The organism is Nocardia xishanensis NBRC 101358, from assembly GCF_001613365.1.
GTDB lineage: Bacteria > Actinomycetota > Actinomycetes > Mycobacteriales > Mycobacteriaceae > Nocardia > Nocardia xishanensis.
In genome coordinates, this window is record NZ_BDCF01000038.1 from 32,792 (window position 1) to 57,736 (window position 24,945).

The following is a 24,945-nucleotide window of genomic DNA, read 5'->3' on the forward strand; positions in this document are numbered from 1 at the left end:
GTGAAACTTCTGGTCACGGGTGGCGCGGGCTACGTCGGGGGTGTCTGCGCGCAGGTGCTGCTGGAGGACGGCCACGAGGTGGTCGTCGTCGACGATCTGTCCACCGGTAACGCCGACGGCGTCCCCGCGGACGCGCGCTTCGTCGAGGGCGATGTCGCCGAGCTCGCGCCCGCGCTGTTGCGCGACGAAACCTTCGACGGCGTGCTGCATTTCGCGGCCCAGTCGCTGGTCGGCGAGTCGGTGCAGCAGCCGGAGAAGTACTGGCACGGCAATGTCGTCAAGACGCTGGAGCTGCTCGAGGCCATGCGGCTGACGGGCACGCCGCGCCTGGTGTTCTCCTCGACCGCCGCCGTGTACGGCGAACCCGAGCAGGTGCCGATCACCGAGGACGCGCCGACCCGCCCGACCAACCCCTACGGCGCGTCGAAACTCGCCATCGACCACGCGATCACCTCCTACGCGATCGCACACGGCCTGGCCGCGACCAGCCTCCGATACTTCAACGTCGCGGGCGCCTACGGCGGCCTCGGCGAAAACCGCGTGGTGGAAACGCATCTCATCCCGCTCGTGCTCCAGGTCGCGCTCGGCCACCGCAAGGCCATCTCGGTCTTCGGCACCGACTGGCCGACTCCCGACGGCACCGCGGTGCGCGACTACATCCACATCCGCGATCTCGCCCAGGCCCACCTGCTGGCGCTGAGCTCGGCCGAGGCCGGCGTGCATCGCGTCTACAACCTCGGCAGCGGCGCGGGATTCTCGGTGCGCGAAGTGATCTCGGCGTGCGAGCGGGTCACCGGCCTGCCCATCGCCGCCCAGGACGCGCCGCGCCGCCCCGGCGACCCGGCCACACTGATCGCCTCCAGCGAACGGGCGATCGCCGAACTCGGCTGGCGGCCCGAGCACAACGATCTCGACGAGATCGTCGCCGACGCTTGGGAGTTCCTGCGCTCGCTGGGTTCCCGCGCGCACAGCGCGCCGTAGCCACACGCCGAACCGGCCGAGCCGCCGCGCCGGACCGCGCCGACCCCCGCTCATCGGATCATCGGTCCGAGGTCGACGCCCAGCCACGCGGCGGTGGCGTAGCCGCTGCGGGCGAGCCTGCGCAGCTGTTCCGGACGCATGCCCGCGCGTAACGCGGTCTCCAGCAGAATCGCCATCGCGTTGGACGGGTCGGCATCCAAGGCCGCCTCCAGCGCGATGCCGGCGAACGGCCCGTCGCCGCGCAGGTAGGCGCTGTAGCCGAGCAGGGCCGCGAACTCCGCGCGATCCGACCCGGAGGAACCGCGGGCCAGGGTCAGCCAAAGCCGTTCGGCGGCGGCCGCATGGTCGCCCGCGGCCAGCGCGAACATCGCGTCGCGGACCACCCGATCGCGCAGGGCCGCAACGATTTCCGCGATCTCCGGAGCGGTCAGCAGAGCGCCGGATTCGATGTTGGCGACCTGCCACAGCACATGTTCCAGCGATCGCCTGCGATATCCGGGCAGCTCGTCGTGCCGTACCGCCCTGGCGAACCGGTCCCTGGCCACCGCCACCGCGCTGTCGAGCTCCGCGCCGACCTCGGCGCACAGCGCCGCGTCCACTGCCACGCGGTCGGTGAGCTCCGAGCGGGAGCGCAGGATCGGCCGCCCGTCCAGCACATGCGCCAACGCCACCGTGGACGCGCTCGGATCCGGCACCGCGCCGCCCTCGGACCGGTCGGACAGGCTCCACCACGGCCGCCCCTCCTCGATTGCCGCCACCGCCCACGCTCCGCCGATCCGAATGCCGTCGGCGCCGAGTCGTTCGGCCAGCGCGCCGATCAACGCCCGGCCTGCCGCACCGGATCGCGCGCCACGCTGGGCCTTGCGCGCGGGTCGGCCCGCTCGGTCGTCGACGATCACCGCCAACACCTCGGTCGCGCGCTCCGCGGCGCAGATCTGGCCGATCAGTGCCGCGAACGACGCGGCGAGACCACGACGCCCGCCCTCGGGCTCCAGGTCGAACCGCAGCACCGCGGCTATGGCCGGGCTCGCGCCGGGCTCGCTGGGCCCGAGCACCGCGACGACGAGGGAGCGAGACGGATAGAAGCCGACCATCGCGGGGACCGCGGCGATCAGTTCGCCCGGATCGTCGACCCGCAACGGCCGCGCCGAATACCCGCCGCGGTACACCGGCGACGGCTGTCCGCACAGCACACCAGCCGCCGGATCGTCCTCCTCGCCCGTCCTGCGGGTCCGTGAGCCGACGAAGGAGGGGCGTAGACACAATCGCGGCCGTACACGTTGCGGCCGCCGGTCGATGCGCGCCGAGTCGCTGTGCTGCCGTGCGGGCGGGCCGGCCGGTTCGCCGCTCTCGCCGCCGCCGCGCCGGGCCCCTGCGTCGCGGGGCGGGTTCGCTGGAGTCGTCATGCCGCCATCCTGCGCGCCGCCCGGACCGCCGCCGCCCGCCCGACCTGCGGAAACAACGCCCCTGTGGATAGCGGGCACACTGTGGACGAACCAGGGCGGGCCGACGTCCGGCGGCGCGCGATGTCGGACCCCGCGAGTATCGGGCCGACGCCCGTGCCGCGCCCTTCCGTGAAAGCCTGTTGCATCGCCGGAGACGACGCGAATCATCTTGTCCCCCAGACCGGCTCGGCAAGCAACCCGGTCACCGGCTCCGCAGGCCGATCGTCAGGCCTCGCGCACCTTCCGCACGGACGTCGTGAACAGCTCGTCGAGCGCCGCGCTGTCCGCGGGCTCCTCGCCGAATGTCATGTACGTCACCGCGATTCGCACATCGCCCAGCTGTCCGATCAGCGTCCGCATGTGCTGGGTCAGACCGGGTCCGCCGACGTCGGGTGCCACCGTGCGGCGCAGCGCCAGTATGTCGTCGGCATCGATAAGCGGCGCCGGAACCAGTTCGGTCGACACGGTCGTGGTCGCGCCGGCGCGGGAGACACGTACCTGGCCGCACCGCCGGACCTGTTCGCGCAGTGTGGAAAGCGGCTGCCGGGTCCGGGTGAGTTCAACGGTCAGCGTAGCGCGGGACACCTCGTCGGCGCCGACCGCGATGGCGGTGTGGTCGGGGCCGAACTGCTGCTCGGCGGGCGCGCATCCGTCCGGCCGCACGGTCGCGCCACGGGTCACGCCGTTCAGGTCACCCGCCGCCTGGGCCGCCGCTTCCGGGGGCAGTACCACCGCCGGATAGCGCCCGGGGAACTGCGCCGGGCCGGGCAGCAGCGTGGTCAATCCCGCCTCGATGTGCCGGACGGTCGTCTGGTGGGCCGCGACCGGGCTTCCGCCGACGAGCGATCCGCAGCCCGCGAGCGTCAGCGCGCACACGGCCGACGCGCAGGCGCTCAGCACGCGCGCGCGTCCCTTCGACGCCAGCACAGTCACACGGCCCACTGTGCCAAACGCGGGTTTCCGCTTCCACGCCGCCACGCCGACGGCCCGCCCCGAGCAGGGCGTATCGCTCGGCGCGCTGTGCGGTGTAACCCGCCATGACGAGGGAATACCGGTGTCGAACCGGCCGGGAATGCCTGGGGTTCGGGCGCTGTTGGCTCGTTCTATGGGTCGGTGTCCGCACCGTGCGCGGTACGTGTCATCGCCATGGGGGACAATAGACATGGGTTCCCCGCTGTGCTGCCCTCGATCGGCGGCCGCGGTGGACCGCGCAGGAAGGAGTACGCGATGGACTACGAGTCGCGAATGTACGAGCTGGAGTTCCCCGCTCCGCAGTTGTCGTCCGCCGACGGCGCGGGTCCGGTCCTCGTACACGGGCTGGAAGGCTTCACCGACGCCGGGCACGCTGTCCGCTTGGCCACAACGCACCTGCGCGAGAGCCTGGAAAGCGAACTGGTCGCCTCGTTCGACGTGGACGAGCTGCTCGACTACCGCTCGCGCCGTCCGCTGATGACGTTCAAGACCGATCATTTCGCCGATTACGCCGACCCCGAGCTGAACCTGTGGGCGCTGCGCGACACCGCGGGCACCCCGTTCCTGTTGCTCTCCGGTATCGAGCCGGATCTGCGCTGGGAGAAGTTCACCACGGCGGTGCGGCTGCTGGCCGAACAACTCGGCGTACGCCGCAGCATCGGCCTGAGCGCCATTCCGATGGCCATTCCGCACACCCGCCCGCTCGGCGTCACCGCACACTCGTCCAATCGCGACCTGATCTCCGAGCACCAGCGTTGGCCCGGCGAGCTGCAAGTGCCGGGCAGCGCGTCCTCGCTGCTGGAGTTCCGGATGGCCCAGCACGGTCACGAGTCGGTCGGGTTCTCCGTGCACGTGCCGCACTATCTCGCGCAGACCGCGTACCCCGAGGCCGCGCAGACGCTGCTGGAGAACGTCGCCGAGAACGCGGGCCTGGAGCTGCCGCTCGCCGCCCTCGGCGAGGCCGCCGCGAGGGTGCGCGAGCAGGTCAACGAGCACATCGCGGGCAACTCCGAGGTCGAGACGGTGGTCAGCGCTCTGGAGCGCCAGTACGACAGCTTCGTCACCTCCCAGGAACGCCAGTCCAGCCTGCTCGCGGGCGACGGCGAGCTGCCGAGCGGTGACGAACTGGGCGCCGAATTCGAGCGTTTCCTCGCCGAACAGGGCGGCTACGACGGCGACAACATCTGACGCGGGCGCCGCGGTGGCCCGATCGCGGTGACGGCCGTCGACGACGCCTGCCCTAAGCTGGTCGGAGTGGATCTGACCGAACTGCTCGACATTCCAGGAACCGACGCCGACGCGCTCTACGAGTCGTTCGGCATGTGGGCCGCCGAGCAGGGCACTCCGCTGTATCCCGCGCAGGACGAGGCGCTGCTGGAGCTGGCGTCCGGATCCCACGTCATCCTGGCCACGCCCACCGGCTCCGGTAAGTCACTGGTCGCGGTCGGCGCGCATCTGTTCGCGCTGACCAGGGGCCAGCGCACCTACTACACCGCCCCGATCAAGGCGCTGGTCAGCGAGAAATTCTTCGCGCTGTGCGAGGTGTTCGGCGCCGACAAGGTCGGCATGGTCACCGGCGACGCGGCGGTCAACGCCGACGCCCCGATCATCTGCGCCACCGCCGAGATCCTGGCCAACCTCGCGCTGCGCGAGGGCGCGAACGCCGACGTCGGCCAGGTGGTGATGGACGAGTTCCACTTCTACGCCGACCCGGACCGCGGCTGGGCCTGGCAGGTTCCGCTGCTGGAGCTGCCGCGCGCCCAGTTCCTGCTGATGTCGGCGACCCTGGGCGAGGTGGACTTCTTCGCACGCGACCTGGAGCGGCGCACCGGCCGCGGCGCCGCGATCGTGGCGGGCTCCGAACGCCCGGTGCCGCTGACCTTTTCGTATGTACGCACGCCGATCACCGAGACGCTCGAGGAACTGGTCACCACCCACCAGGCCCCCGTCTACGTGGTGCACTTCACCCAGGCCGCGGCACTGGAGCGGGCGCAGGCGCTGACCAGTGTGAACTTCGCCACCCGCGCGGAGAAGGACGCCATCGCGGCGGCGATCGGCGACTTCCGCTTCGCGGCGGGCTTCGGCAAGACGCTGTCGCGGCTGATCCGGCACGGCATCGGCGTGCACCACGCGGGCATGCTGCCGAAATACCGCAGGCTGGTGGAGCGGCTCGCCCAGGAGGGACTGCTGAAAGTGGTCTGCGGCACCGACACTCTCGGCGTCGGCATCAACGTCCCGATCCGCACCGTGTTGCTGACCGGACTGACCAAGTTCGACGGTGTGCGCACCCGCAGGCTCAAGGCCCGCGAGTTCCACCAGATCGCGGGCAGGGCCGGACGCGCGGGCTTCGACACCATGGGCACCGTCGTCGTCCAGGCCCCCGAGCACGAGGTGGAGAACGCCCGGCTGCTCGCCAAGGCCGGTGACGATCCCAAGAAGCAGCGCAAGGTCCAGCGCCGCAAACCGCCGGAGGGCTTCGTCTCCTGGAGCGAGGAGACCTTCGACCGTTTGGTCGCCGCCCAGCCGGAGCCGATGGTGTCCCGCTTCGCCGTGACCAACGCGATGCTGCTGAACGTGATCGCGCGGCCGGGCAACTGCTTTCATGCCATGCGGCATCTGCTCGAGGACAACCACGAGCCGCGGCCCGCGCAGCGCAGACACATCCTGCGCGCGATCCGCCTCTACCGCGCGCTGCGCGACGCCGGGGTGGTCCAGCAGCTGTCCGAACCCGATGCCACCGGCCGCTACGCCCGCCTGACCGTCGACCTGCAACGCGATTTCGCCCTCGACCAGCCGCTCTCGCCGTTCGCGCTGGCCGCGCTCGACCTGCTCGACCGCGACTCCCCCGGCTACACCCTCGACGTGGTCTCGCTCATCGAGTCGACCCTCGAGGACCCGCGCCAGCTGCTGATGGCCCAGCAGCACAAGGCGCGCGGCGAGGCCGTGGCCGAGATGAAGGCCGACGGCATCGACTACGACGAGCGCATGGAACTGCTCGAGGAGGTCACCTGGCCCAAGCCGCTGGCCGAGCTGATCGAGCCCGCCTACGAGACCTACCGCGCCGGACATCCGTGGGTCTCGGAGTTCGCGCCCTCCCCCAAGTCCGTGGTGCGCGACATGATCGAACGCTCGATGACCTTCGCCGAGCTCATCTCGCACTACGAGCTGGCGCGCTCGGAAGGCGTCGTGCTGCGCTATCTGGCCGACGCCTACCGCGCGCTGCGCCGCACCGTGCCCGACGCGGCACGCACCGAGGAGCTCGACGACCTCACCGAATGGCTGGGCGAGCTTGTCCGGCAGGTGGATTCGAGCCTGCTCGACGAATGGGAGCAGCTCACCGGCCCCGGCGCGGAGAGCGACGCCGAGCAGCTCGCCTTCGGCGCGGAGACCATCCGTCCCATCTCGGCCAACGAGCGCGCCTTCCGCGTCATGGTGCGCAATGCCATGTTCCGCCGCGTCGAACTGGCCGCGCTGCGCCGCTGGGAGGCGCTCGCCGACCTCGGCATCGGCCCGGACTGGGCCGAGGAGCTGGCTCCCTACTTCGCCGAATACGAACGCATCGGCACCGGTCCTGACGCGCGCGGCCCCCAGTTGTTCCGGATCGAGCAGCGTCCCGGTTTCTGGCACGTGCGCCAGGTCATCGACGACCCCGCGGGCGACCACGGCTGGGCCATCGAGGCGGTGGTCGATCTCGCCGAGTCCGACGCCGCGGGCGAGGTGGTGTTCGACGAGGTCACGGTGTCCGAAGGGTAGGGCGGGCGCCCCGGCTCGGATACGGTTTCGACGGATTCGTATCTGGGTAGGGGCCGCTGATACTCTCTCCGCTGCTGCCCACGCGAAAGATCAACTATGCCCGAATCTCCGTATCTTGTCATCCACTCCGAGCGAGTTCGCGAAAATTACCGTGCGCTCGATGCCGCCGTCTCCGTCCGAGGGGACAAGGCCCGCATTCGCTTCGCGGTGAAGGCAAGCCCGGTGGCGGAGCTGATCAGCCTGCTCGATGCCGAGGGCGCGGAGTTCGACGTGGCGAGCATCGGGGAGATCGACCTGTGCCTCGACCTCGGGGTGACGCCGGACAAACTCTGCTACGGCAACCCCATCAAGAAGGCCGCCGACATCGCCCGCGCCTACGCCAAGGGTGTGCGTCGTTTCGCCTTCGACACCGAGGACGATCTGCTGCGCATCGCCGAGCACGCCCCCGGTTCGGAGGTCGAGTGCCGGTTCCTGAGCTCGGCCCCGGAGTCGCGCACCCCGTTCGGCACCAAGTTCGGCTGCGCGCCCGCCGAGGCGCTGCGACTGCTGGTGCGGGCCCGCGATCTCGGGCTGGTCGTGTCGGGGCCCTACTTCCACGTCGGCTCCCAGCAGCTGGATCCCGCGGCGTGGCGGATCGGTATCCAGCAGGCCGGTGAGATCGCGGAAGCGTTGGCCGCCAAGGACATTCACATCACCTCGGTGAACATCGGCGGTGGGCTGCCGATCTCCTACGCCGAGTCGGCGCCCGCGCTCGGCGAGATCGCCGCGGTCGTCAACGCCGCCGCCGCCGAATTCCTGCCCGAGACCGCCGGACTGGTCGTCGAACCCGGTCGCGCGCTGGTCGGCAACGCGGGCACCATTCACGCCGAGGTCGTCGGCGTCCGGATCGCACCGGACGGACGGCGCTGGGTGTATCTCGACATCGGCCGCTACAACGGAATGGCCGAGACCGAGAACGAGTACATCGCCTACCGGTTCGTCACCGAACGCGACGGAGACCCCGTCGACGAGGCGGTGGTCGCCGGTCCAACCTGCGACGGCGACGATGTACTGTATCAACGCACACGGGTCCTTCTGCCGACCACGTTGCGAGCCGGTGATCGCGTCACGATCCTCGACACCGGCGCCTATACCGCGAGCTATTCGTCGGTGTCCTTCAATGGTTTTCCGCCCTTGACCGTTCATGTCTCGGGCGCTGAGCGAGAGTGAGTTTGCCTATGACGGCGGAATTCACCGGCTGGCACGTGCTGGCCGAGTTCGGTGGTGTCGACGCAGATCTCTGCGACGATCTCGAACGACTCGAATCGGCGTTGCGTGAGTCTCTGATCGCGGCGGGCGTCACCATCTGCGATGTCGTTCACAAGAAGTTCGATCCGCAGGGGGTGACCGTCCTCGCGCTGTTGTCGGAGTCCCACGCCTCGATTCACACTTATCCGGAGTCCGGCGACATCTTCGTCGACGTCTTCACCTGCGGCAGCATCGGTGCGGGCGCGACGAAGGCCGTCGAGATGCTGCGGGACAAGCTGTCTCCCAAAGACGTTCGCATGAAGGTCATTCAGCGGGGGCACGGCGCGCAGAAGATCGAGGAGCCGGTCGGCGCGGGCCTGACCCGGATCTGGGATCTGCACGATGTGATCGTCGACACCAATACTCCCTTCCAGCACATGGTCATCGCGCGCACCGAACAGGGCATCAGCCTGTTCTCCGACGACGACCGCCAGTCCACGGAGTTCTCCCAGCTGACCTACCACGAGGCGATGATGGTGCCCGCCTTCGTGCTGGCCGAGAAGCTGGACAACGTGCTGATCATCGGCTCCGGCGAGGGCGTCGCGAGCCAGATGTCGGTGGCCGCGGGCGCCACCCACGTCGACCACGTCGACATCGACCAGCTAGAGGTCGAGCTGTGCGCCGAGCACCTGCCCTACGGCTACACCACCGAGGAACTCGCCGCGGCCGTCGCGGGCGAGGGCCCGGTCACGGTGCACTACGCCGACGGCTGGGACTTCCTGGCCAACGCGCAGCAGGCGGGCACCCGCTACGACGTCATCGTGATCGATCTGCCCGACGAGCGGGTCGAGGACGCGCAGCACAACCGGCTCTACGAGTCGGAGTTCCTGTCTCGATGTCGAGCGCTGCTCGCCCCTGGCGGCGTGCTCAGCGCGCAGGCCGGCTGCGCGACGATGTGGCGCAACGAGACCCTCGAGCGGTCGTGGAAGCGCTTCCACGAGCAGTTCGGCACGGTCGTGCACTACGGCAGCGACGAGCACGAGTGGTCGTTCCTGTTCGGCCTCGTCGACGCGATCGAGGATCCGGTGCCCGGCATGGTCGACCGCCTGGCCACCCTGCCCTACCGCGCGGAGACCATCGACGGTCGCGCGCTGGTGCGCGGCGCCATCGAGCCGCACGCGCTGCGTGCGACCGCTCAGTAGGTCGCTGAAATACGCCGAATCGCATCGGCGCCAAGGATTTTCGATCCTCGGCGCCGGTGCGATCCGGCTTTTCGGGCGCAGACCGGCGGTCAGGTGGTGACGGGCGCGGGATCGCCGGAGCGGTCCGGCTCACCGCCGGGCTCCTTACGCGCCGTCTCCGGCCTCGGCTGCTCGCCTTCCGGGCCGAAGACCAGACCCGCCTTCCACGCGCCGCGTTCGAAGATCCGCTGCACCGGGGTGGCAACGAACGTCGTGATGATCGTCATCAGCGCCAGGATCGTGTAGAGCTCGCCGTTGATCAGCCCCGCGCTCAGGCCGATGTTCAACAGGATCAGCTCCATCAGCCCGCGGGCATTGGCCAGCGCGCCCATCGAGGCGGCCTCGCGCCTGCTCATGCCCTGCCAGCGCGCCGCGAGCCCGACCGCGCCGAATTTGCCCGCGAACGAGACGATCAGCACGATCGCCGCGACGAGCAGCACCTCCGGGTCGAAGATCAGGCTGAGCTGGGTGTTGAGACCGGAGTAGATGAAGAACGCGGGCAGCAGCAGGTAGGCCACCAGCGGCTCGAAACGCTCTCGGATGGTGTCGAGCAGCTCGCCGCGCGGCATCACAGCGCCCGCCACGAACGCGCCGAACACCGAGTAGATCCCGCACCAGTCGGTGAACCAGCTGGCCAGCAGCACCACCAGCAACACGACCGACAGCTGCGCGATCGGCAGCCCGCCCGCGCGCTCGGTGTCGCCGCGTCTGGGCTGCCAGGTCTCCAGCTTGGCCAGGAACCGCCGCGCGACGAACGCCATGAACAGCAGGTAGGCCAGTCCGCCGCCGACCGCGAGCAGTGCGCCGTTCATGCTGTCCTTGGTGGTGGCGACGACGGTGGCCAGCAGGATCCACGCGCACGCATCATCGACGGCGGCGCAGGCCAGCGACATGGTGCCCAGGCGCGTGTTCAGCAGACCTGAGTCGTAAATGATCCACGCCAGCATCGGGAACGCGGTGATGGCGACGGCCGCCGCCACGAAAAGCCCGCCCTGCCACGGCTCCACCTTGTCGGTGAAGTATCCGCCCGCGCCGACCATCCACCAGCCGAGCGCGCCGCCGAGCGCCAGCGGCACCGCGACACCCGCGGACGAGGTGGCGCCCGCCTTGCGCAGATGCGAGGACAGGATGTCCAGCTTGAACGACGCGCCGACGAGGAACATGTAGAGCACCAGCCCGAGTTGACCGACGACGTAGATCGCGCTCAGGTTCGGGTGCGTGATGCTCGCGCCTCCCACCGCGAGCTTCGTCGGGAACAGCCATTCCTGGGCCGCGGGCCAGATCAGACCCAGAATCGACGGTCCGAGAACGAATCCCGCGACCATGATGGCCACCACCTGCACTTGGCCCAACCGGCGGAACACCGGCCAGAGCAGGCGATAGGTCACCAGGATGACCGCGAGTTGAAGAAAGAAATGGGTGGTGATTTGCAAGAGCGATGGCATCGCAGCTCCCCTCCGTCGAGCTGGATTGTGCACTGACACTGTGAGATCGCGAGAATCCTCCGTAACGCAACGCAGTGCTCCAGTCTGCGCCTGATCCGCTCACCGTGCCGTCGCTTTCGTCCGGTGCACCGGAGACGGAGACGCCCGGCGACGCGAGGCCGGAACCGTGGTCCGGGCCGATCGCGTGCGCCGGGCGCCGCCTCAGGAATTCCGTGCGCGCCAGTCCGCCACGTTCATCCCGCCGACGCCCCAATCCGTCAGCGCCACTTCGTCGATCACCACGAACGTGCTCGCCGGATCCTTGCCCAGCACATCTTGCAGCAGGTCGGTGACGCCCTTGATGAGCCGGTTCTTCTGCTCGACGGTGACGCCTTCGTCGGTGACTTTGATGTTGACGTACGGCATTACGCTGCCCTCCCGGAGATGAACCCGCCGTCGACGGGGAAGATGTGTCCTGTGGTGAATTCGGCGTCCGCCAGATAAAGGACGGCCGCGGTGGTTTCGGCGACTTCGCCGATACGGTTGAGCAAAGCCAAACGGCCCGCCGCCCTTTCGTCGCCGTCACCGAACAACGGTGTGCGGACGATACCGGGAGCGACCAGGTTGACCCGGATGCCATCGGCCGCCAGTTCGGCCGCCAAGCTCGTGGTCAGCGCGTGCACTCCGCCCTTGCTGACCAGCGCCGCGGACGCGGGCAACCCGGCGAGCGCGTGGTCGATCAGCACGGTGCCGATGTTCACGATGCTCCCGCCGCCGCCCTGTTCCCGCATTCTGCGCACCACCGCCTGGGTGGTGAAGTAGGTGCCCTTGAGATTACCGTTCAGGTAGTCGTCCAACTCAGCTTCGGTGACGTCGACGAACGGCTTGGCGCCGAAGATCCCGGCGTTGTTCACCAGCACGTCCACCCGGCCGAACCGCTCGGCCGCGGCCTGAACCAGCTCGGAACCCGTTGCGGCGGAACCGATGTCGCCGACCACCTGGGCGACGCGGCCGGGCGCGCCGAGCTCGGCGGCGACGGCGGCGAGCTTGTCCGGATCGCGCCCGTTGATCACCACGTTGTCGCCGCGGGCAACCAGCGCCCTGGCGATATCGCGGCCGATCCCACTGGAGGATCCGGTCACGATGACCGTTTTCGCTGACATGTTGTTTCCTTTCTTCGATACGACCGGTCGTCTTGGAATGGGTGCGAAGCGGCCCGCCGAAGCGGGCAGCGGAATTCAGGGGCGGAAATAGTCGTCCAGGAGGCGCCGCAGGCACTTGTGCAGCGGGTCGAGCGAGCGGTCGACCTTCATCCGAATGACCGAGCCCTCCCACGACTCGACCAGCAGGTCGGCGAGCTCCTCGGCCTCGATGTCGCCGCGCACCAGACCCAGTCGCTGCGCCTCGCGCAACGCCTCGGCGACGCCGTCACGCCACGTGCGGAACGCGCCGGACAGCGATTCGCGCAGCGTCTCGCTCCCCTCCAGCTCGCCACCCAGGTTGGCGATCAAACAGCCGCCGGTGTAATCGGATTCGACGAACTCGTCCATCTGCTTGGCGAAGAACGCCCGCAGTCCGGTCACCGGATCCGGCGCGGGCCCGAGCGCCTCGGCGAGATTCCGCTGGATACAGCGTGCGTGGTAGTCGATGACAGCCCGCCCGAAGCTCTCCTTGCTGTCGAAGTAGTTGTAGAACGAGCCTTTCGGCACGCCGACCGCGTCGAGCACCTGCTTGATGCCGGTGCCGTGATAGCCGTTGGCCAGGAACCCGGCGGCGCCTTCCTCCACCAAGAGCTGGCGGGTGTCGTCACTGCGTCGCGGTCGTGCCATGCGAGGAAATATACGACCGGTCGTCTAGGAATCGCAACCCGAGGGGTCGCGCGTCCGTCGCCAGCCCGCGCATCGCACGGCGAACGCGCTCAGGTGCTCAGCGGCGAACGCCTCGGCCCGCCACTCCACCGACGTCGCGTCGGCGGTCCACACGTACGTCCACACCACACCCGGCGGGACACATACACCGCCCCCGGAATTTCCAGGGCGCGCTCGCAGCGAGCCGGACCCACCGGTGTCGGCCGGTTCTCCGTCGAAAACGACTGCGCGCAAGTCATACTCGTCGTCCTCGAAGGCGTCCAGCACCGCCCACTCCCCCGCAGTCAAACCGGAGAGCAACACCCCGCCCACCGTCGCTCGCCCGTCCGGCACCAAGCCCGGATACACCCGGCCGGGCAGCGCGGCCGCGCGCCATCCGGTCAGCTCTGCGGGCGCCAGGTCGGGACACCGGCCGAGCAGCTCGCGCAAGACTTCGGGGAACTGCAAGGTGCCGTAGACGAAGAGCGCATGCTCGGCCGCCGACACCCGCTCGAGGCGTCCGAAGGGATGACCATCGACAACGTGCACCACAGCTCCTCTCGGCCGTCACCACCACTGTGCCGTATCAGCGGCGGCGGCGCGGACGCGGCTCCGTGACCGGGACGGACCGGCGTCAGCGCCGTCCCGCGAGCCGCGCGAAGGCGTCGGGATCGTGCGACGAGAACACCGTGATCTCGCCGCCGTGCGCCCGGTTGAGTTCGAGCAGCCGTTCGCGGTTCTCCCGGAAATCGCGCGACCCCAGGGAACGCAACTCCATGAGCTGCCAGATCAACGGCGTCCTCGGGTGCACCGGGTCGACCTCGCTGCCCACGTAGAAGGCGTCGCCCGCGTGCAGCAGCCAGCCGTCGCCGGTATCGACCGCGACGCCGACGTGACCCTCGGTGTGGCCGTACAGCGGAACGACGAGGATCTCCAGCGGCAGGCCCGGCAGGTCGCGTACCGCGCGGAAGCCGAACCACTCTGCGCCGCCGTCGATTTCGTTGGTCAGCCACTTCGGCCGGTGCGCCCACTGCGCCCGCTGGTAGCGCAGCCGGTCGAACAGGCCCTTCGCCGAGTTCGCCGCGCGCAGTTCCGGGCCGTGCACGTGCACGGTCGCGTCCGGGAAATCGGCCAGCCCGCCCGCGTGGTCCAGATCCAGGTGGGTGAGCACGATGTCGCGGACGTCGGCCGGATCGTAGCCGAGACCCTCGATCTGCCGGACAGCCGTCTCTCGTTCGAGCAGCTTGGCGCCCAGCGAGAATCGCGCGGGCCCCATCATCCGTGCGGGATCCCGCACGCAGTCCAGGCCGTACCCGGTGTCGACCAAGACCAGCCCGGTGTCCGTCTCGATCAACAGGCAGTGGTCGACCATGCCCAACGCCATCGACCCGCAGTTCAGGTGGTGAATCCGCACCCGCCGAGCGTCTCAGCCCGCGCGCCCCCGGTCAATGCCGGCCCCGCCCGCGTTCCCTCACATCGGCCGCTGCGCGCGGATGATGGCGGCGAGGTATTCGTAGTCTTCTCTGCGGGCGCTGGAGGCACGGAAGGCGAGGCCGATGGTGCGGCCGGGGGCAGGGTCGGCGAAGTGGGCGGTTTCCAGTGTGCCCCTGGCCGTTTCGGCGGGGACAGCCATCTCGGGAATGAGGGTGACGCCGAGTCCGCCCGCCACGCACTGCACCACGGTGGCGAGCGAGGCAGCGCGGGTGTCGCCGACGGCGCCGGGGTGAACGTCGACCGAGCGGCACAGATCCAGAGCCTGGTCGCGCAGGCAGTGTCCCTCGTCGAGCAGCAGAAGGGGCAGCGACCCGAGCACCGCGGGCGCGATGTCCTTGCGGCCCGCCAGTTCGTGACCGCGCGGGGTCACCAGCACGAACTGCTCTGTGTAGAGCGGAATCTCCACCAGCCCCGAATTCTCGGTGGGCAACGCGAGCAGCGCGACATCGAGCACGCCGGTGCGCAGCCCCTCCAGCAGGCGCGCGGTCTGATCCTCGACCACCTGCGGCACCAGCGCGGGCAGCCGCTTGCGCAGCTCGGGCAGCAGTCCGGGCAGCACGTATGGCGCGACGGTCGGGATGATCCCCATGCGCAGTGTGCCGCCGAGCCCGTCGCCGGTGGCCGAGGCCAGGAAGCGGTCCGCCGCCTCCAGCGTCGCCATAGCCTTGGGCAGCAGTCGCATTCCGGCCGCGGTGACCAGGACCCGACGCGTGCTGCGCTCGATCAGCTGCAGCCCGAGTCCGTTTTCGAGCGCGGCCAATGCCTGCGATAACGTGGGCTGGCTCACATTGAGCCGGGCGGCCGCGGTGCCGAAGTGCCGGTATTCCGCGATCGCCACGAACGCACGCAGCTGCGAGAGTGTCGGCTGATAAGTCTGATCAGTCACGCCTATCAGTGTAGTGCGACTGATCACCTTTACCTTTCACTGCCCTTTAGGCAAGATCACAAAGAACGTTCCGCACGCCCAAAACCCCACGAAGGACGAGGAGACAAAGCATGGCCCTGCTGACCATCGGCGACCAGTTCCCGGCGTACAACCTCACCGCGGTCATCGGCGGTGACCTGTCGAAGGTCGACGCTCAGCAGCCTGACGACTACTTCACCAAGGTCACCAGCGACGACCACGCGGGCAAGTGGCGGATCGTCTTCTTCTGGCCGAAGGACTTCACCTTCGTCTGCCCGACCGAGATCGCCGCGTTCGGCAAGCTGAACGACGAGTTCGCCGACCGCGACGCCCAGGTGCTCGGCGCCTCGGTGGACAACGAGTTCGTGCACTTCCAGTGGCGCGCGCAGCACGAGGACCTGAAGACCCTCCCGTTCCCGATCCTGTCGGACCTCAAGCGTGAGCTGGCCACCGCCACCGGCGTGCTCAACGCCGACGGCGTCGCCGACCGCGCGACCTTCATCGTCGACCCGAACAACGAGATCCAGTTCGTCTCGGTCACCGCCGGTTCCGTCGGCCGCAATGTCGACGAGGTGATGCGCGTGCTCGACGCGTTGCAGTCCGACGAGCTGTGCGCCTGCAACTGGAAGAAGGGCGATCCGACCATCAACGCCGGTGAGCTCCTCGCCGCCAGCGTCTGATTCGGGACATCCCACCCCCCAACTGATCCCGCTCCCCGCCCCCGCGGGGAGCGTCATCGAGAACATCCCCGTGCGCGGGGCCTGAACCACACAGAGGAAACGTCGAATGAGCATTGAGAACCTGAAGAACTCCCTCCCCGAGTACGCCAAGGACCTCAAGCTCAACTTGTCATCGCTCGCGCGCACCACCGTGCTGAACGAACAGCAGCTGTGGGGCACCCTGCTCGCGTCGGCGGCCGCGACCCGGTCGGCGACCACGTTGCGCGAGATCGCCGAGGAAGCCGCCGACGTCCTGTCGGCGGAGGCGTACAACGCCGCGCTCGGCGCCGCCTCGATCATGGGCATGAACAACGTGTTCTACCGGGGCAAGGCGTTCCTCGGTGGCCGCTACGACGACCTGCGGGCCGGTCTGCGCATGCAGATCATCGGCGCCCCCGGCGTCGACAAGGCCGATTTCGAGCTGTGGTCCTTCGCGGTCTCCTCGATCAACGGCTGCGCCCACTGCCTGGAGGCGCATGAGCACACCCTGCGCGAGGCAGGCGTCTCCCGCGAGGTGATCTTCGAGTCGCTGCGCGCCGCCGCCATCGTGGCGGGCGTCGGCCAGGCCGTGGAATCCACCGAGACGCTCGCCGCCGCGTCGGTCTGACGCGACGACGACCTGGCGGCCCCGTCCTTGTCGGACGGGGCCGTCGTCGTTTCGCCCACCTCGGCGGACCGGGCGGAAAGTGACCAAGGCTACATTTGCTAGCTGATAGCCAGCACTGGGAGCCGGTAGGCTCGCGTGCATGGGCACACAGGAACCGGAAGCCGTGGGCACACGGGTCGAGGTGGTGCGCGTATTCACGGATGCGACCGGCCGCCTCGGCAACCCACTGGGCATCGCCCGCGCGAAAGATGTCGGCGACGCCGACGCGCAGGCGCTCGCGGCACGGGCCGGATACAGCGAGACGGTCGTCGTGGAGGACCCGGTCGACGAGATCGCAAGGATGCGGATCTACACCCCCGCCATCGAACTCCCGTTCGCCGGACATCCGTCGGTCGGCACCGCGTGGTGGTTCGCCGAACAGGGCATACCCGTGCGGGTGCTCGACCTGCCCGCCGGACCGGTGCCCGTCGAGCTGGCCGACGGCCTGACTTGGATCAAGGCCCGCGGCGAGTGGGCGCCGGACTTCACCTTCCACCAGCTCGACAGCGTGGACGAACTGACCACCCTGCGGCCCGACGAATTCCCCGGCGGACCGCACTACCTGTGGTGCTGGACCGACGAGCACCGCGGAGCGATACGCTCGCGAATGTTCGCCCCCACCATGGGCATCGAGGAAGACGAGGCCACCGGCGCGGCGGCCGTCGCGCTCACCGCGCTGCTGCGGTGCGGGCTGATCATCACCCAAGGCCATGGCTCGCAGTTGTTCACCGAATGGGACTCCGACGGCTGGGTGCGCCTCGGCGGACGGGTGGTCGCGGACACCGTCGTCGAGCTCTGATCGCCGACCTGGCGAGCGCCGCTTCTTCGAGCGACGTGTTCACTCGATAACCCGTTTCACCCCAGCGGGGCATGCCCTCCCAAGACGGCGGCGACCAGCATGTACGCCGTGCCGAGATCCATCACCACGTGCGGGGCGACGGCCGATGAGCCACCGCCGGCCCGGTGCGCGAGCCGATGCCATCCGCCGCCGCGCAGGCACAGCACCGCGACCGCGTCCGCGAGGAAGAGCGCGGCGAGCGTGAAGGCCGCGAGTGGCGCGGGACCGGTGTGACCGCCGACCGAATGGCCGGACATCGCGTAGAGCATGGCCGCCGCCGTGATGGCGTGGTACCCGATCGCGAAGACCTGTCCGCCCGCCGCGCCCCCTACCGAACGCCATTCCACGATCCGGCTCACCAGCAGCGCGCCGAACGCGACCATCATGGCGATCAGCACGCCGCGCACCGCGTGCGGGCTCGCACCGGCCGGAAAGATCAGCATCGCCAGCATGATCAGGCACATGACCAGATGAGCGGCGTCCGATTCCTGATGGTCCACGCGAGTCGTCGGTGAAAGCGACTGAACCGAAGGCTGATTCGCGGACATGGTCGGCGCGGCAGTCGTAAGTGACTCGAGCAGTGCGACATCCGGCCCAGCCGCATCCGAGTGGTGATCGACGGCTTGGACACCGCCGAGAGCCGATCCGGCCACCCGCAGCACCACGATCACCGACGCCACCAAGAACGCCGCCGCCACCGCCCACCGCAACGCGGCGTATTCCTGTACGAACTCGGCCACACCCCACCACCTTTCGCCGCGGCGATCGTGAGACAGCCCTTCCATGCTCGCATCTCACGCATGGTCAGGGTGGCCTTTCTCGTGACCCGACGCTCGTGCGAACGGTAGGAAGCCTCACCTCGCTCACCGCAGACGAAAAACCGGCCCGTTCGGGCGAAACGGCAACGACGCGCCCGCGGGAATCAGGTAGGCGTGCTCGCGTCGCACCCGCAACACATCGCAGGCACCGTCGGTGATGATCAGCATCGGGCCGTCGGCGGGAAAATCGTCGGCGCGTTCGAGCAGCCGCACGCCCGGCTGCAATACGGTGCCGCCGCGACCGCGCACCCGCGCCCCGCGCGCGATCTCCTCGACCGGCAGGTATCCGGCGTCGTAGGCCGCGGCGTCGCAGTAGACCACCCTGGCGCGCGGCACGTCCCTGGCCAAGGCGTAGGAAGCGATGGCGCCCAGGCATTTTCCGAGCAACGTTCGGTCCATCGAGCCCGACGTGTCGAGGACGACGCCGAAGGTCGGCAGGCGCGCGGTCTCCTCCGGCCGCACCCAGGCCGGGCGCGGAATATCCGGCGTCGCCGCCTGCCTGCGCGAGGCGCGCGCGTAACTGCGGCGCTTCTGGGCAGCGAGGACGTGCTCGTCGAACCAGTGCGCCAACTGCGCGTCCCATGGCAGCGGCGGCTGGTCCATGGCGCGAATCGCCTCCTCCAGCGCCGCGGGGACATAGCCGCGCCCGCTGTTCAGGTGATACGCCAGGCCGGTGCTCAGCGCGTTGCGGTAGTACTCGTCCAGATCGACATAGCGCCCGGCGCCGCCGGGGTGCGGCAGCGGTTCGCCGAGCACGTCACCGCGACCCCGCCCGCGCAGCGTCGCCAGTTTGCGCAGCCGCCGCAGATCCACCGAGATGCGGTCGTACACTTCCTCGGCCGAACAGCCTTTCAGCCCGGGGTCGTAGAGCAGCCCTTCGGGCATGACCCCGACCCCGAGTTCCACCAGCCAACCGTTCACGACGTAGTCGCAGGCGATGTTGAACAGGTACGGGTCGCGCCATCCCGCGCGTTCACCGTGTCGTAGTGCGGCATGCAGCATTTCGTGGCCGAGCACGAAACGCCACTCCTCCTGGCTCAACCCGGCCAGCGGGTTGACGTAGATCTCCGCCGCCTCGGCGTTGACCGCGGCGATGGCGATATCCCAGCCGCGCGCCAGATCCGCGTCGGCGACCACCGTCATCCCGGCGGCCAGCGCGCCGAGCAGCGGATAGGAGGACACGAACCAGCTCAGCGCCGCATCCCAGGCACGAAGCGGCCTACGACCCTCCGGCGTCGTCTCCCCGCCCGCGACGGTCAGCGCGTCGCGGGCGGCCGCGGCGATGCCCGCCGCGAAGCACCCCTGATGGTCGGCGTGCTCGGCGGCGGCCGCGCCGCTGATGAGGAAGTCCGGCGGGTCGTCGCGCCGGTATTCGACCGGGACGGCGCTGTCGCGCCAGTGCGCGGCGGCGGCGCGCTCGTCGGACAGGCTCGGCGCACTCGGGAATTCGATCGGCCGACGCCCGATCTTCATGGTGCTCAGGTACTGGTCGACCACCGCGCAACAGGCTGCGCGGTAGGCCGGGTGTGGTTCGGCCGCGTCGATGGCCCGGCTCTCGATCAGATCGATCTCGGTGACGATGTCGGCGGGATCGACGCCACGCGGATCCAGGTGCCCGAACCCCGCGTGCAGCAAGCAGTGCGCGAAAACCCATGCCCACTCCACGGATTCGGCGCGACGCTTCGGGTGATAGCCGACGCCGGATCCGGTGATACGCGCCCACACCTCCGGCGGGGTCACGCGCTGGTCGAGCTCGTAAAGCCGTCCCGGCAGGTAGCCGAAGGCACGGTGTGCCCTGACCATGCCCCAGCCGTCCAGTACCGCCTGGCGCCAGGGGTCGACGGTCGCGCGGCGCTTCCCGCGCGCGGCGCTCACGCTATCGCCGCGCGGCCAGGCGCGGCAGGTCGCGGGTCACCTCGACGAGGAACCAGGAGGGCAGTACGGGCGAGCCGTCGGCGTCCGAGGCGATCACCAATTGCGCGCACTCGACCGAGATCTCGGCCAGCTCCACGAGCATCGTCTTGGCTCGCAACACGAAACGGTGCACCCCACCGGAGACGTGTTTGCGCGAACCGGGCAGTTCCTTGATCAGCCGCGCGCGGAAGGTCTCGGACAGGAAGTACAGCAGATCCCGGTCGCCCGGGTCGTGCGGCCAGCCCGCCTCGCCTTTGATCACGGCGTCCAGATCGTAAGCGTGGCGGATGGTTTTGACGAAGGCGCGGAACGCCGACGCGTGAGCGGGCGTCAGCGTGCCCGCGGCGAGCACGTCGAGCAAGGTGTCGTCGAGGTCGTCGCCGCAGGAGTGCAGTGCGTCGGAGAGCATGTGCCATCCGCGCGGGGTGGAGAAGGGCGCCTCGGACTTCGGCGCCGCCGACCACAGGTGATCCGGGCGCTGGGTCACGTAGCGCACCACCCAAGGGTGAATGTCGTTGTGCGCGGCCCACTTCAACCAGTTGTCCACGTCGGCGCGCAGATGCAGATGCACCATGCGGTTGACCAGCGCCGAGGCCATCGGCCGCGCCAGCGCGTTGTCGGTGGCGCGGTTGCCCGCGCCGATCACCACCGAACCGACGGGCAGCTCGTAGGAGCCGATGCGGCGGTCGAGGATCAGCGAGTAGAACGATTTCTGCACCTCGGGCGCGGCCGCGTTCAACTCGTCGAGGAACAGGCAGTAGGGCGTCGGCCTGGCGATGAACTCGGGCGGCGCGAACCGGCTGCGGTCGCCGACGATCTGCGGCACCCCGATCAGATCCTCCGGCGCCAGCTGAGTGCCCAGCAGCGTGACGCACTCGAGCCGGAGCGATTCGGCGAACGAACGCACGAGCGAACTCTTGCCGATACCCGGTGCGCCCCAGAGGAACACCGGCCGCACCACGGCGACGTGCAGCAGCAATTCCGGCAGCTGGTCCGGGGTTACCGTGACCGTCGCCTCCATACCTTTCCTCCCCCGTCGAGCATCACGAGGGTCGAAGGTACGCCCGCCGACCCCGGCCGGGCCACCGGTTTTTCCGCTACATCAGGCGAGCGAGGGCGGGCCGTGCCGCTCGGCGGCCGCGCGGGCGAACCTGCCGGGCGAGATGCCGCGCCACTGTTTGAACGCGTTGGAGAAGCTCGGCGCGCCCGAGTAACCCATGCGGTAGGCGACGTCCTCGACGGTCAGGCCGGTGGCCAGCAGCTCCTCGGCCAGGTTGCCGTAGGTCTCGCTGGACAACCTGCGGTAGGAGGTGCCCTCGTCGGCCAGGCGGCGGCGCATGGTGCGCAGGCTCATGTGCAGCGCGGCGGCCACGTCCTCCTGCGAGACGCGTCCGCCCAGCCTGCGTAGCAACACCTCGCGGACCGATCCGGCGATGCCCTGCGCCAGCCCGCGCCGCCGCAGCAACTGCGCGCACTGCTGTTCGAACAATGCCGCGGTGAGCGGACTGGCCTGCGGCAGCGGGTCGTCGAAGCCCGCGGTGTCGAACACGACCAGATGCGGTCCGGCGCCGTCGGTGGCGGTGATGCCGTACTCGTCCAGCAGCGGCCGCAGCCGCGGACGCAGTCCCCAGGCGACCTCGCCGCCGACGATCGGCGCGGGAGCGTGGTAGACGGTGGCCCAATTCGTCAGCAGCACAGCGACATCGCGCTCCAGCAGGAAGCCGCGCAACCGATCCGGCACCTCGCGGTCGTCGGCGTAGAGCAACAGCCGCCCGTCCCGGTAGACGTGCCGGGTGCGGGCGAAGGTCGTGGTCATCCTGATGTAGCGCATCATCAGCTCCACCGCGGACCGCACGGTCGGGCTGCTGAGCAGCGCCAGTCCGAGTGCACCGTAAGTGGTGACGTGCGTGCGCATTCCGGCCTCAACCCCGAGACCTGGCCGGTCGCCGAACCGAGTGACCAGATTGCCGATCAGAGCGAGTTCCTGCGCGGCGGTGACCTCCGTGCCCGGCGTCGTCAGCTGCGCGGGCTCGATCCCGGTGTCGCGCAGGCATTCCTCGAGCGGGACACCGTGGTCGCGCGCCAGCTCGACCAGCACAGCCGACAAGGCCACCGAACGCCGCCACTCCCATGTGGACACGTCTCCATCGTCGTCCGCAATGGCCGGATTCCGCATGGGTTTGGCCGGACAGCGCAAGGACAGCCGCGCGTCCGGTCCGTCCGCCGCGCGGCGCGCCGAACATCGCGCGGCGCAGGTACAACTGGCCGATATCCGAAATGTCCTGACCCGACATCGCATGGCACCGCGACCGCGACGCGTCCTACCGTCGAGTCGAGGCGGAAGCGAGCGAAATCACATGTCGAAGAAGACACTTGTGGGCAAACGGGTAGCGATCACCGGCGGTGCGCACGGTGTCGGTAAGGAGACCGCGCTGGCCTTCCTGGCGGCGGGCGCGGACATCGCGCTCGGGGACTCGGACACGGGACGGGCGCGCGCGGTCGCCGAGCAGTTCGCACGGATGCACGGCGGCACCATCGTCGGGCTCGCGCTGGACGCCACCGACAGCGCGAAGTTCGCCGAGTTCCTGGCCCGCGCCGAACGCAAACTGGGCGGACTGGATGTGGTCGTGAACGCCGCCGACGCCGCGCCGACGGGGTCTTTCTTGAGCGAGTCCGACGCCGACTCGGATTTCCAGATCGACGTCAACCTGCGCGCGGTCGTCACCGGATCCCGGCTGGCCGGAAGGCGTTTCGTGGAGCAGGGGCACGGCCATATCGTCAACATCGGCTCGGCTGTCGGCGTCACCGCGGCGCTCGGCGCCGCGGTGTACAGCGCGACAAAGCACGCCGTCGTCGGGCTCGGCGCGGCACTGCACCGCGGGCTCGCCCACCAGGGCGTGCTGGTCAGCACCATCGCCCCCGGCTATGCCCCGGCCCCCGAGATGATCGCCGACGCCATCGTGGATTGCGTCGAGCATCGCAAGGCCGGACTGGTGGTGGTGCCGCCCGACGGCTGGTTCCGCACCACCGTGCCCGATCCCGTCCAGCTGCGTCAGACCATGCGCCGCATGTTCGGGATGGCCTAACTCAATTCGCGCAGTAGCCGTTTGAGCACCTTGCCGGTCGGGTTGCGTGGCAGGCTGTCGACGAAGAGCACGTCGCGCGGCACCTTGAACCGAGCCAGGTGCGCCTTCACGTGCTCGCGCACCTCGTCCTCGGTGAGCGCGTGCCCGGCGCGCACCACGACAACCGCCCGCAGGCGCTGGCCGTAGCGCTCGTCGTCGACGCCGAATGCGCTCACCTCCTCGACCGCGGGGTGAGCGGCGAGCAGTTCCTCGACCTCGCCGGGAAAGACGTTCTCACCGCCGGAGACGATCATGTCGTCGTCACGACCGTCGATGAAAAGCCTTCCTGCGCTGTCGAAATGGCCGACGTCACCGGTGGACATCAGGCCGCCGATACGTACCTTGTCGCCACCACCCGTGTAGCCCTCGAACTGATAGTCGTTGCCGACGAAGACGCGCCCGGTGCGGCCGGGCGGCAGCTCGGCGTCGTTGTCGTCGAAGATCTTCACCGTGGTGCTCGGCACCGGGGTGCCGACGCAGCCCGGCTCGACCGCCAGGTCCGCGGGCGTGGCGATGGTCGCGTAGGCCACCTCCGTCGAGCCGTAGAGGTTGTAGACCACGGGCCCGAACGCCTCGGTGACGCGCACGCACAGCTCCGCGCCCAGCTGCGAGCCCGCGACGAAGATGATCCGCAGCCGCGAGAAGTCGTGGCCGGCACGGGCTTCTGGCCCGAGATCGACGAGCCGCTGCAGCATCACGGGCACCGCGATCAACGCGGTGGCGCGATGGCGGTGCAGGCTGTCGAGCACCGCGCGCGGATCGAAACGGCGGCGGATCACCAAGGTCGAACCGAAGCCGACGGCCATCACGGCGTGCGCGAAGCCGAGTGTGTGGAACAGCGGCGCAGGACATTCGGTGATCTCCTTGACGCGGAAGGGAACCCGGCCGAGGACGGCGCCGAGCGGAGCCAGCGAGGTCGGCTCACGGCGCGGCGCGCCCTTCGGGGTTCCGGTGGTGCCGCTGGTCAGCAGGATGATTCTGGCGTGGGTGCTCGGCCTGCGCGGCGGCTTCCGTGAGCCGCCCGCGATCAGGTTCTCCAGCGAGTCGACCGCCGGCGCGTCGGTCCAGGCGCGGTAGCGCCCGCGCGGCGGCCGCAGATCGCCGAGGACGCCCGTGTATTCGTCGTCGTAGACCAGCAGGTCGGCGCCTTCTCTGGCGAGCACCTCGCGCAGCTGCGGCCCGGCGAAATCGGTGTTGAGCAGGATGATCTCCGCGCCGCATTTGGCCGCGGCGAACACCGCGTAGTGGAAGCCGCGGTGGTTGCGCGCCAGCACCGCGACGCCTTCGCCGTCGCGCAGGCCGCGCGCCCGCCACGCATTGGCCAACGCGGTGCTGCGCTCGTCGAGCTCGCGGAAGCTCACCGCGCCGAGTTCATCGATGAGCGCGGCCCGGTCCCGGTAGCGCAGCGCCGCGATCGTCACGAGTCCGCCGAGCATGCCCGAGCGCGCCACCGCCATGCCCATTCGCGCCAGCCGGTCCGGCCGTTGCGGCGTGGCCAAGCCCGCGCGGACCGCCAGGGTCGCGTAGTAGGTCTCGTCGGCGACGCGGCGGGCCGCGCCGAGCGCGGCGGAGCCGAAAGTGGTGACACGGTTCATGG

Annotated in this window: 23 protein-coding genes; 9 read left to right on the forward strand and 14 right to left on the reverse strand. The window is 69.5% G+C overall.

Annotated elements, in window-relative coordinates; translation table 11 throughout:
- Window positions 1-981 (forward strand): UDP-glucose 4-epimerase GalE, encoded by a 981-nt coding sequence (gene galE / locus NX1_RS25125; protein ID WP_068064048.1) that lies wholly within the window; start codon window positions 1-3, stop codon window positions 979-981.
- A gap of 50 nt (window positions 982-1,031) precedes the next feature.
- On the opposite strand, the gene NX1_RS25130 is transcribed toward galE, so the two are convergent.
- Together NX1_RS25130 and NX1_RS25135 are read right to left on the reverse strand one after the other, a co-directional pair.
- Window positions 1,032-2,387 (reverse strand): DUF4192 domain-containing protein, encoded by a 1,356-nt coding sequence (locus NX1_RS25130; protein WP_084501741.1) that lies wholly within the window; start codon window positions 2,385-2,387, stop codon window positions 1,032-1,034.
- Window positions 2,388-2,651: 264 nt separating this feature from the next.
- Window positions 2,652-3,359 (reverse strand): DUF5642 family protein, encoded by a 708-nt coding sequence (locus tag NX1_RS25135; RefSeq protein ID WP_245668671.1) that lies wholly within the window; start codon window positions 3,357-3,359, stop codon window positions 2,652-2,654.
- A gap of 294 nt (window positions 3,360-3,653) precedes the next feature.
- Here NX1_RS25135 and NX1_RS25140 point away from each other — a divergent pair, with 294 nt between their 5' ends.
- The 4 genes from NX1_RS25140 to speD all read left to right on the forward strand — a co-directional run bounded on the left by NX1_RS25140 (window position 3,654) and on the right by speD (window position 9,580).
- Window positions 3,654-4,586 carry a PAC2 family protein gene (locus NX1_RS25140; RefSeq protein WP_068064123.1) on the forward strand — a complete coding sequence of 311 codons (933 nt, stop codon included), beginning with the start codon at window positions 3,654-3,656 and terminating at the stop codon, window positions 4,584-4,586.
- A 66-nt stretch (window positions 4,587-4,652) separates the two neighbouring features.
- Window positions 4,653-7,151 (forward strand): DEAD/DEAH box helicase, encoded by a 2,499-nt coding sequence (locus tag NX1_RS25145; RefSeq protein ID WP_068064050.1) that lies wholly within the window; start codon window positions 4,653-4,655, stop codon window positions 7,149-7,151.
- A 96-nt stretch (window positions 7,152-7,247) separates the two neighbouring features.
- On the forward strand, window positions 7,248-8,360 hold the full coding sequence (locus NX1_RS25150; protein ID WP_068064052.1) for a type III PLP-dependent enzyme: 1,113 nt from the start codon (window positions 7,248-7,250) through the stop codon (window positions 8,358-8,360).
- Window positions 8,361-8,368: 8 nt separating this feature from the next.
- On the forward strand, window positions 8,369-9,580 hold the full coding sequence (speD, locus tag NX1_RS25155; RefSeq protein WP_068064054.1) for an adenosylmethionine decarboxylase: 1,212 nt from the start codon (window positions 8,369-8,371) through the stop codon (window positions 9,578-9,580).
- An 89-nt stretch (window positions 9,581-9,669) separates the two neighbouring features.
- On the opposite strand, the gene NX1_RS25160 is transcribed toward speD, so the two are convergent.
- The 7 genes from NX1_RS25160 to NX1_RS25190 form a co-directional block, all read right to left on the reverse strand.
- Complete coding sequence (locus tag NX1_RS25160; RefSeq protein WP_068064056.1) at window positions 9,670-11,064, reverse strand: cation:proton antiporter; 1,395 nt, start codon at window positions 11,062-11,064, stop codon at window positions 9,670-9,672.
- A 201-nt stretch (window positions 11,065-11,265) separates the two neighbouring features.
- Window positions 11,266-11,469 (reverse strand): tautomerase family protein, encoded by a 204-nt coding sequence (locus tag NX1_RS25165; protein WP_068064058.1) that lies wholly within the window; start codon window positions 11,467-11,469, stop codon window positions 11,266-11,268.
- The gene (locus NX1_RS25170) at window positions 11,469-12,206 is read right to left on the reverse strand and encodes an SDR family NAD(P)-dependent oxidoreductase (RefSeq protein WP_068064059.1); all 738 of its coding nucleotides are present in this window, start codon (window positions 12,204-12,206) and stop codon (window positions 11,469-11,471) included. Before NX1_RS25170 ends, NX1_RS25165 begins: the two co-directional genes overlap by 1 nt.
- A 75-nt stretch (window positions 12,207-12,281) precedes the next feature.
- Window positions 12,282-12,872 carry a TetR/AcrR family transcriptional regulator gene (locus tag NX1_RS25175; RefSeq protein WP_068064062.1) on the reverse strand — a complete coding sequence of 197 codons (591 nt, stop codon included), beginning with the start codon at window positions 12,870-12,872 and terminating at the stop codon, window positions 12,282-12,284.
- A gap of 24 nt (window positions 12,873-12,896) precedes the next feature.
- A complete protein-coding gene (locus NX1_RS25180; protein WP_218024181.1) occupies window positions 12,897-13,439 on the reverse strand; it encodes a gamma-glutamylcyclotransferase family protein in 543 nt (180 codons plus the stop codon).
- Window positions 13,440-13,524: 85 nt separating this feature from the next.
- On the reverse strand, window positions 13,525-14,304 hold the full coding sequence (locus NX1_RS25185; protein WP_068064066.1) for an MBL fold metallo-hydrolase: 780 nt from the start codon (window positions 14,302-14,304) through the stop codon (window positions 13,525-13,527).
- Window positions 14,305-14,361: 57 nt separating this feature from the next.
- Window positions 14,362-15,270 carry a hydrogen peroxide-inducible genes activator gene (locus NX1_RS25190; RefSeq protein ID WP_068064070.1) on the reverse strand — a complete coding sequence of 303 codons (909 nt, stop codon included), beginning with the start codon at window positions 15,268-15,270 and terminating at the stop codon, window positions 14,362-14,364.
- A 110-nt stretch (window positions 15,271-15,380) separates the two neighbouring features.
- Here NX1_RS25190 and NX1_RS25195 point away from each other — a divergent pair, with 110 nt between their 5' ends.
- The 3 genes from NX1_RS25195 (at window position 15,381) to NX1_RS25205 (ending at window position 17,452) form a co-directional block, all read left to right on the forward strand.
- Window positions 15,381-15,968, forward strand: coding sequence for a peroxiredoxin (locus tag NX1_RS25195; RefSeq protein WP_068064071.1), 588 nt, complete (start codon window positions 15,381-15,383; stop codon window positions 15,966-15,968).
- 106 nt (window positions 15,969-16,074) lie between these two features.
- The gene (gene ahpD / locus NX1_RS25200; protein WP_068064072.1) at window positions 16,075-16,614 is read left to right on the forward strand and encodes an alkylhydroperoxidase, AhpD family; all 540 of its coding nucleotides are present in this window, start codon (window positions 16,075-16,077) and stop codon (window positions 16,612-16,614) included.
- 163 nt (window positions 16,615-16,777) lie between these two features.
- Entirely contained in the window at window positions 16,778-17,452 is a 675-nt protein-coding gene (locus NX1_RS25205; RefSeq protein ID WP_157120043.1) for a PhzF family phenazine biosynthesis protein, read from the forward strand.
- A 56-nt stretch (window positions 17,453-17,508) separates the two neighbouring features.
- Here the strand turns inward: NX1_RS25205 and NX1_RS25210 are convergent, their stop codons facing one another.
- The 4 genes from NX1_RS25210 to NX1_RS25225 form a co-directional block, all read right to left on the reverse strand.
- Window positions 17,509-18,231: a DUF5134 domain-containing protein gene (locus tag NX1_RS25210; protein ID WP_068064078.1), complete on the reverse strand. Its 723-nt coding sequence runs from the start codon at window positions 18,229-18,231 to the stop codon at window positions 17,509-17,511.
- A gap of 123 nt (window positions 18,232-18,354) precedes the next feature.
- Window positions 18,355-20,184, reverse strand: a complete 1,830-nt coding sequence (locus tag NX1_RS25215) for a vWA domain-containing protein (RefSeq protein ID WP_068064080.1) — start codon at window positions 20,182-20,184, stop codon at window positions 18,355-18,357.
- A 1-nt stretch (window position 20,185) separates the two neighbouring features.
- On the reverse strand, window positions 20,186-21,244 hold the full coding sequence (locus tag NX1_RS25220; protein WP_068064081.1) for an AAA family ATPase: 1,059 nt from the start codon (window positions 21,242-21,244) through the stop codon (window positions 20,186-20,188).
- Between the two features lie 81 nt (window positions 21,245-21,325).
- On the reverse strand, window positions 21,326-22,363 hold the full coding sequence (locus NX1_RS25225) for an AraC family transcriptional regulator (RefSeq protein ID WP_245668672.1): 1,038 nt from the start codon (window positions 22,361-22,363) through the stop codon (window positions 21,326-21,328).
- A 217-nt stretch (window positions 22,364-22,580) separates the two neighbouring features.
- Between NX1_RS25225 and NX1_RS25230 the strand changes: the two genes are divergently transcribed.
- Window positions 22,581-23,309, forward strand: coding sequence for an SDR family NAD(P)-dependent oxidoreductase (locus tag NX1_RS25230; protein ID WP_169812281.1), 729 nt, complete (start codon window positions 22,581-22,583; stop codon window positions 23,307-23,309).
- On the opposite strand, the gene NX1_RS25235 is transcribed toward NX1_RS25230, so the two are convergent.
- A complete protein-coding gene (locus NX1_RS25235; RefSeq protein WP_068064084.1) occupies window positions 23,306-24,943 on the reverse strand; it encodes an acyl-CoA synthetase in 1,638 nt (545 codons plus the stop codon). The two genes, NX1_RS25230 and NX1_RS25235, sit on opposite strands and share 4 nt — an antisense overlap.
- Between the last annotated feature and the right edge of the window lie 2 nt (window positions 24,944-24,945).

Bases quoted from the DNA above. Each gene is read 5' to 3' on its own strand.
- NX1_RS25130 (WP_084501741.1), bottom strand. From the start codon at position 2,387: ATGACGACTCCAGCGAACCCGCCCCGCGACGCAGGGGCCCGGCGCGGC.
- NX1_RS25140 (WP_068064123.1), top strand. From the start codon at position 3,654: ATGGACTACGAGTCGCGAATGTACGAGCTGGAGTTCCCCGCTCCGCAG.
- NX1_RS25150 (WP_068064052.1), top strand. From the start codon at position 7,248: ATGCCCGAATCTCCGTATCTTGTCATCCACTCCGAGCGAGTTCGCGAA.
- speD (WP_068064054.1), top strand. From the start codon at position 8,369: ATGACGGCGGAATTCACCGGCTGGCACGTGCTGGCCGAGTTCGGTGGT.
- NX1_RS25160 (WP_068064056.1), bottom strand. From the start codon at position 11,064: ATGCCATCGCTCTTGCAAATCACCACCCATTTCTTTCTTCAACTCGCG.
- NX1_RS25165 (WP_068064058.1), bottom strand. From the start codon at position 11,469: ATGCCGTACGTCAACATCAAAGTCACCGACGAAGGCGTCACCGTCGAG.
- NX1_RS25170 (WP_068064059.1), bottom strand. From the start codon at position 12,206: ATGTCAGCGAAAACGGTCATCGTGACCGGATCCTCCAGTGGGATCGGC.
- NX1_RS25175 (WP_068064062.1), bottom strand. From the start codon at position 12,872: ATGGCACGACCGCGACGCAGTGACGACACCCGCCAGCTCTTGGTGGAG.
- NX1_RS25195 (WP_068064071.1), top strand. From the start codon at position 15,381: ATGGCCCTGCTGACCATCGGCGACCAGTTCCCGGCGTACAACCTCACC.
- ahpD (WP_068064072.1), top strand. From the start codon at position 16,075: ATGAGCATTGAGAACCTGAAGAACTCCCTCCCCGAGTACGCCAAGGAC.
- NX1_RS25220 (WP_068064081.1), bottom strand. From the start codon at position 21,244: ATGGAGGCGACGGTCACGGTAACCCCGGACCAGCTGCCGGAATTGCTG.
- NX1_RS25230 (WP_169812281.1), top strand. From the start codon at position 22,581: ATGTCGAAGAAGACACTTGTGGGCAAACGGGTAGCGATCACCGGCGGT.
- NX1_RS25235 (WP_068064084.1), bottom strand. From the start codon at position 24,943: ATGAACCGTGTCACCACTTTCGGCTCCGCCGCGCTCGGCGCGGCCCGC.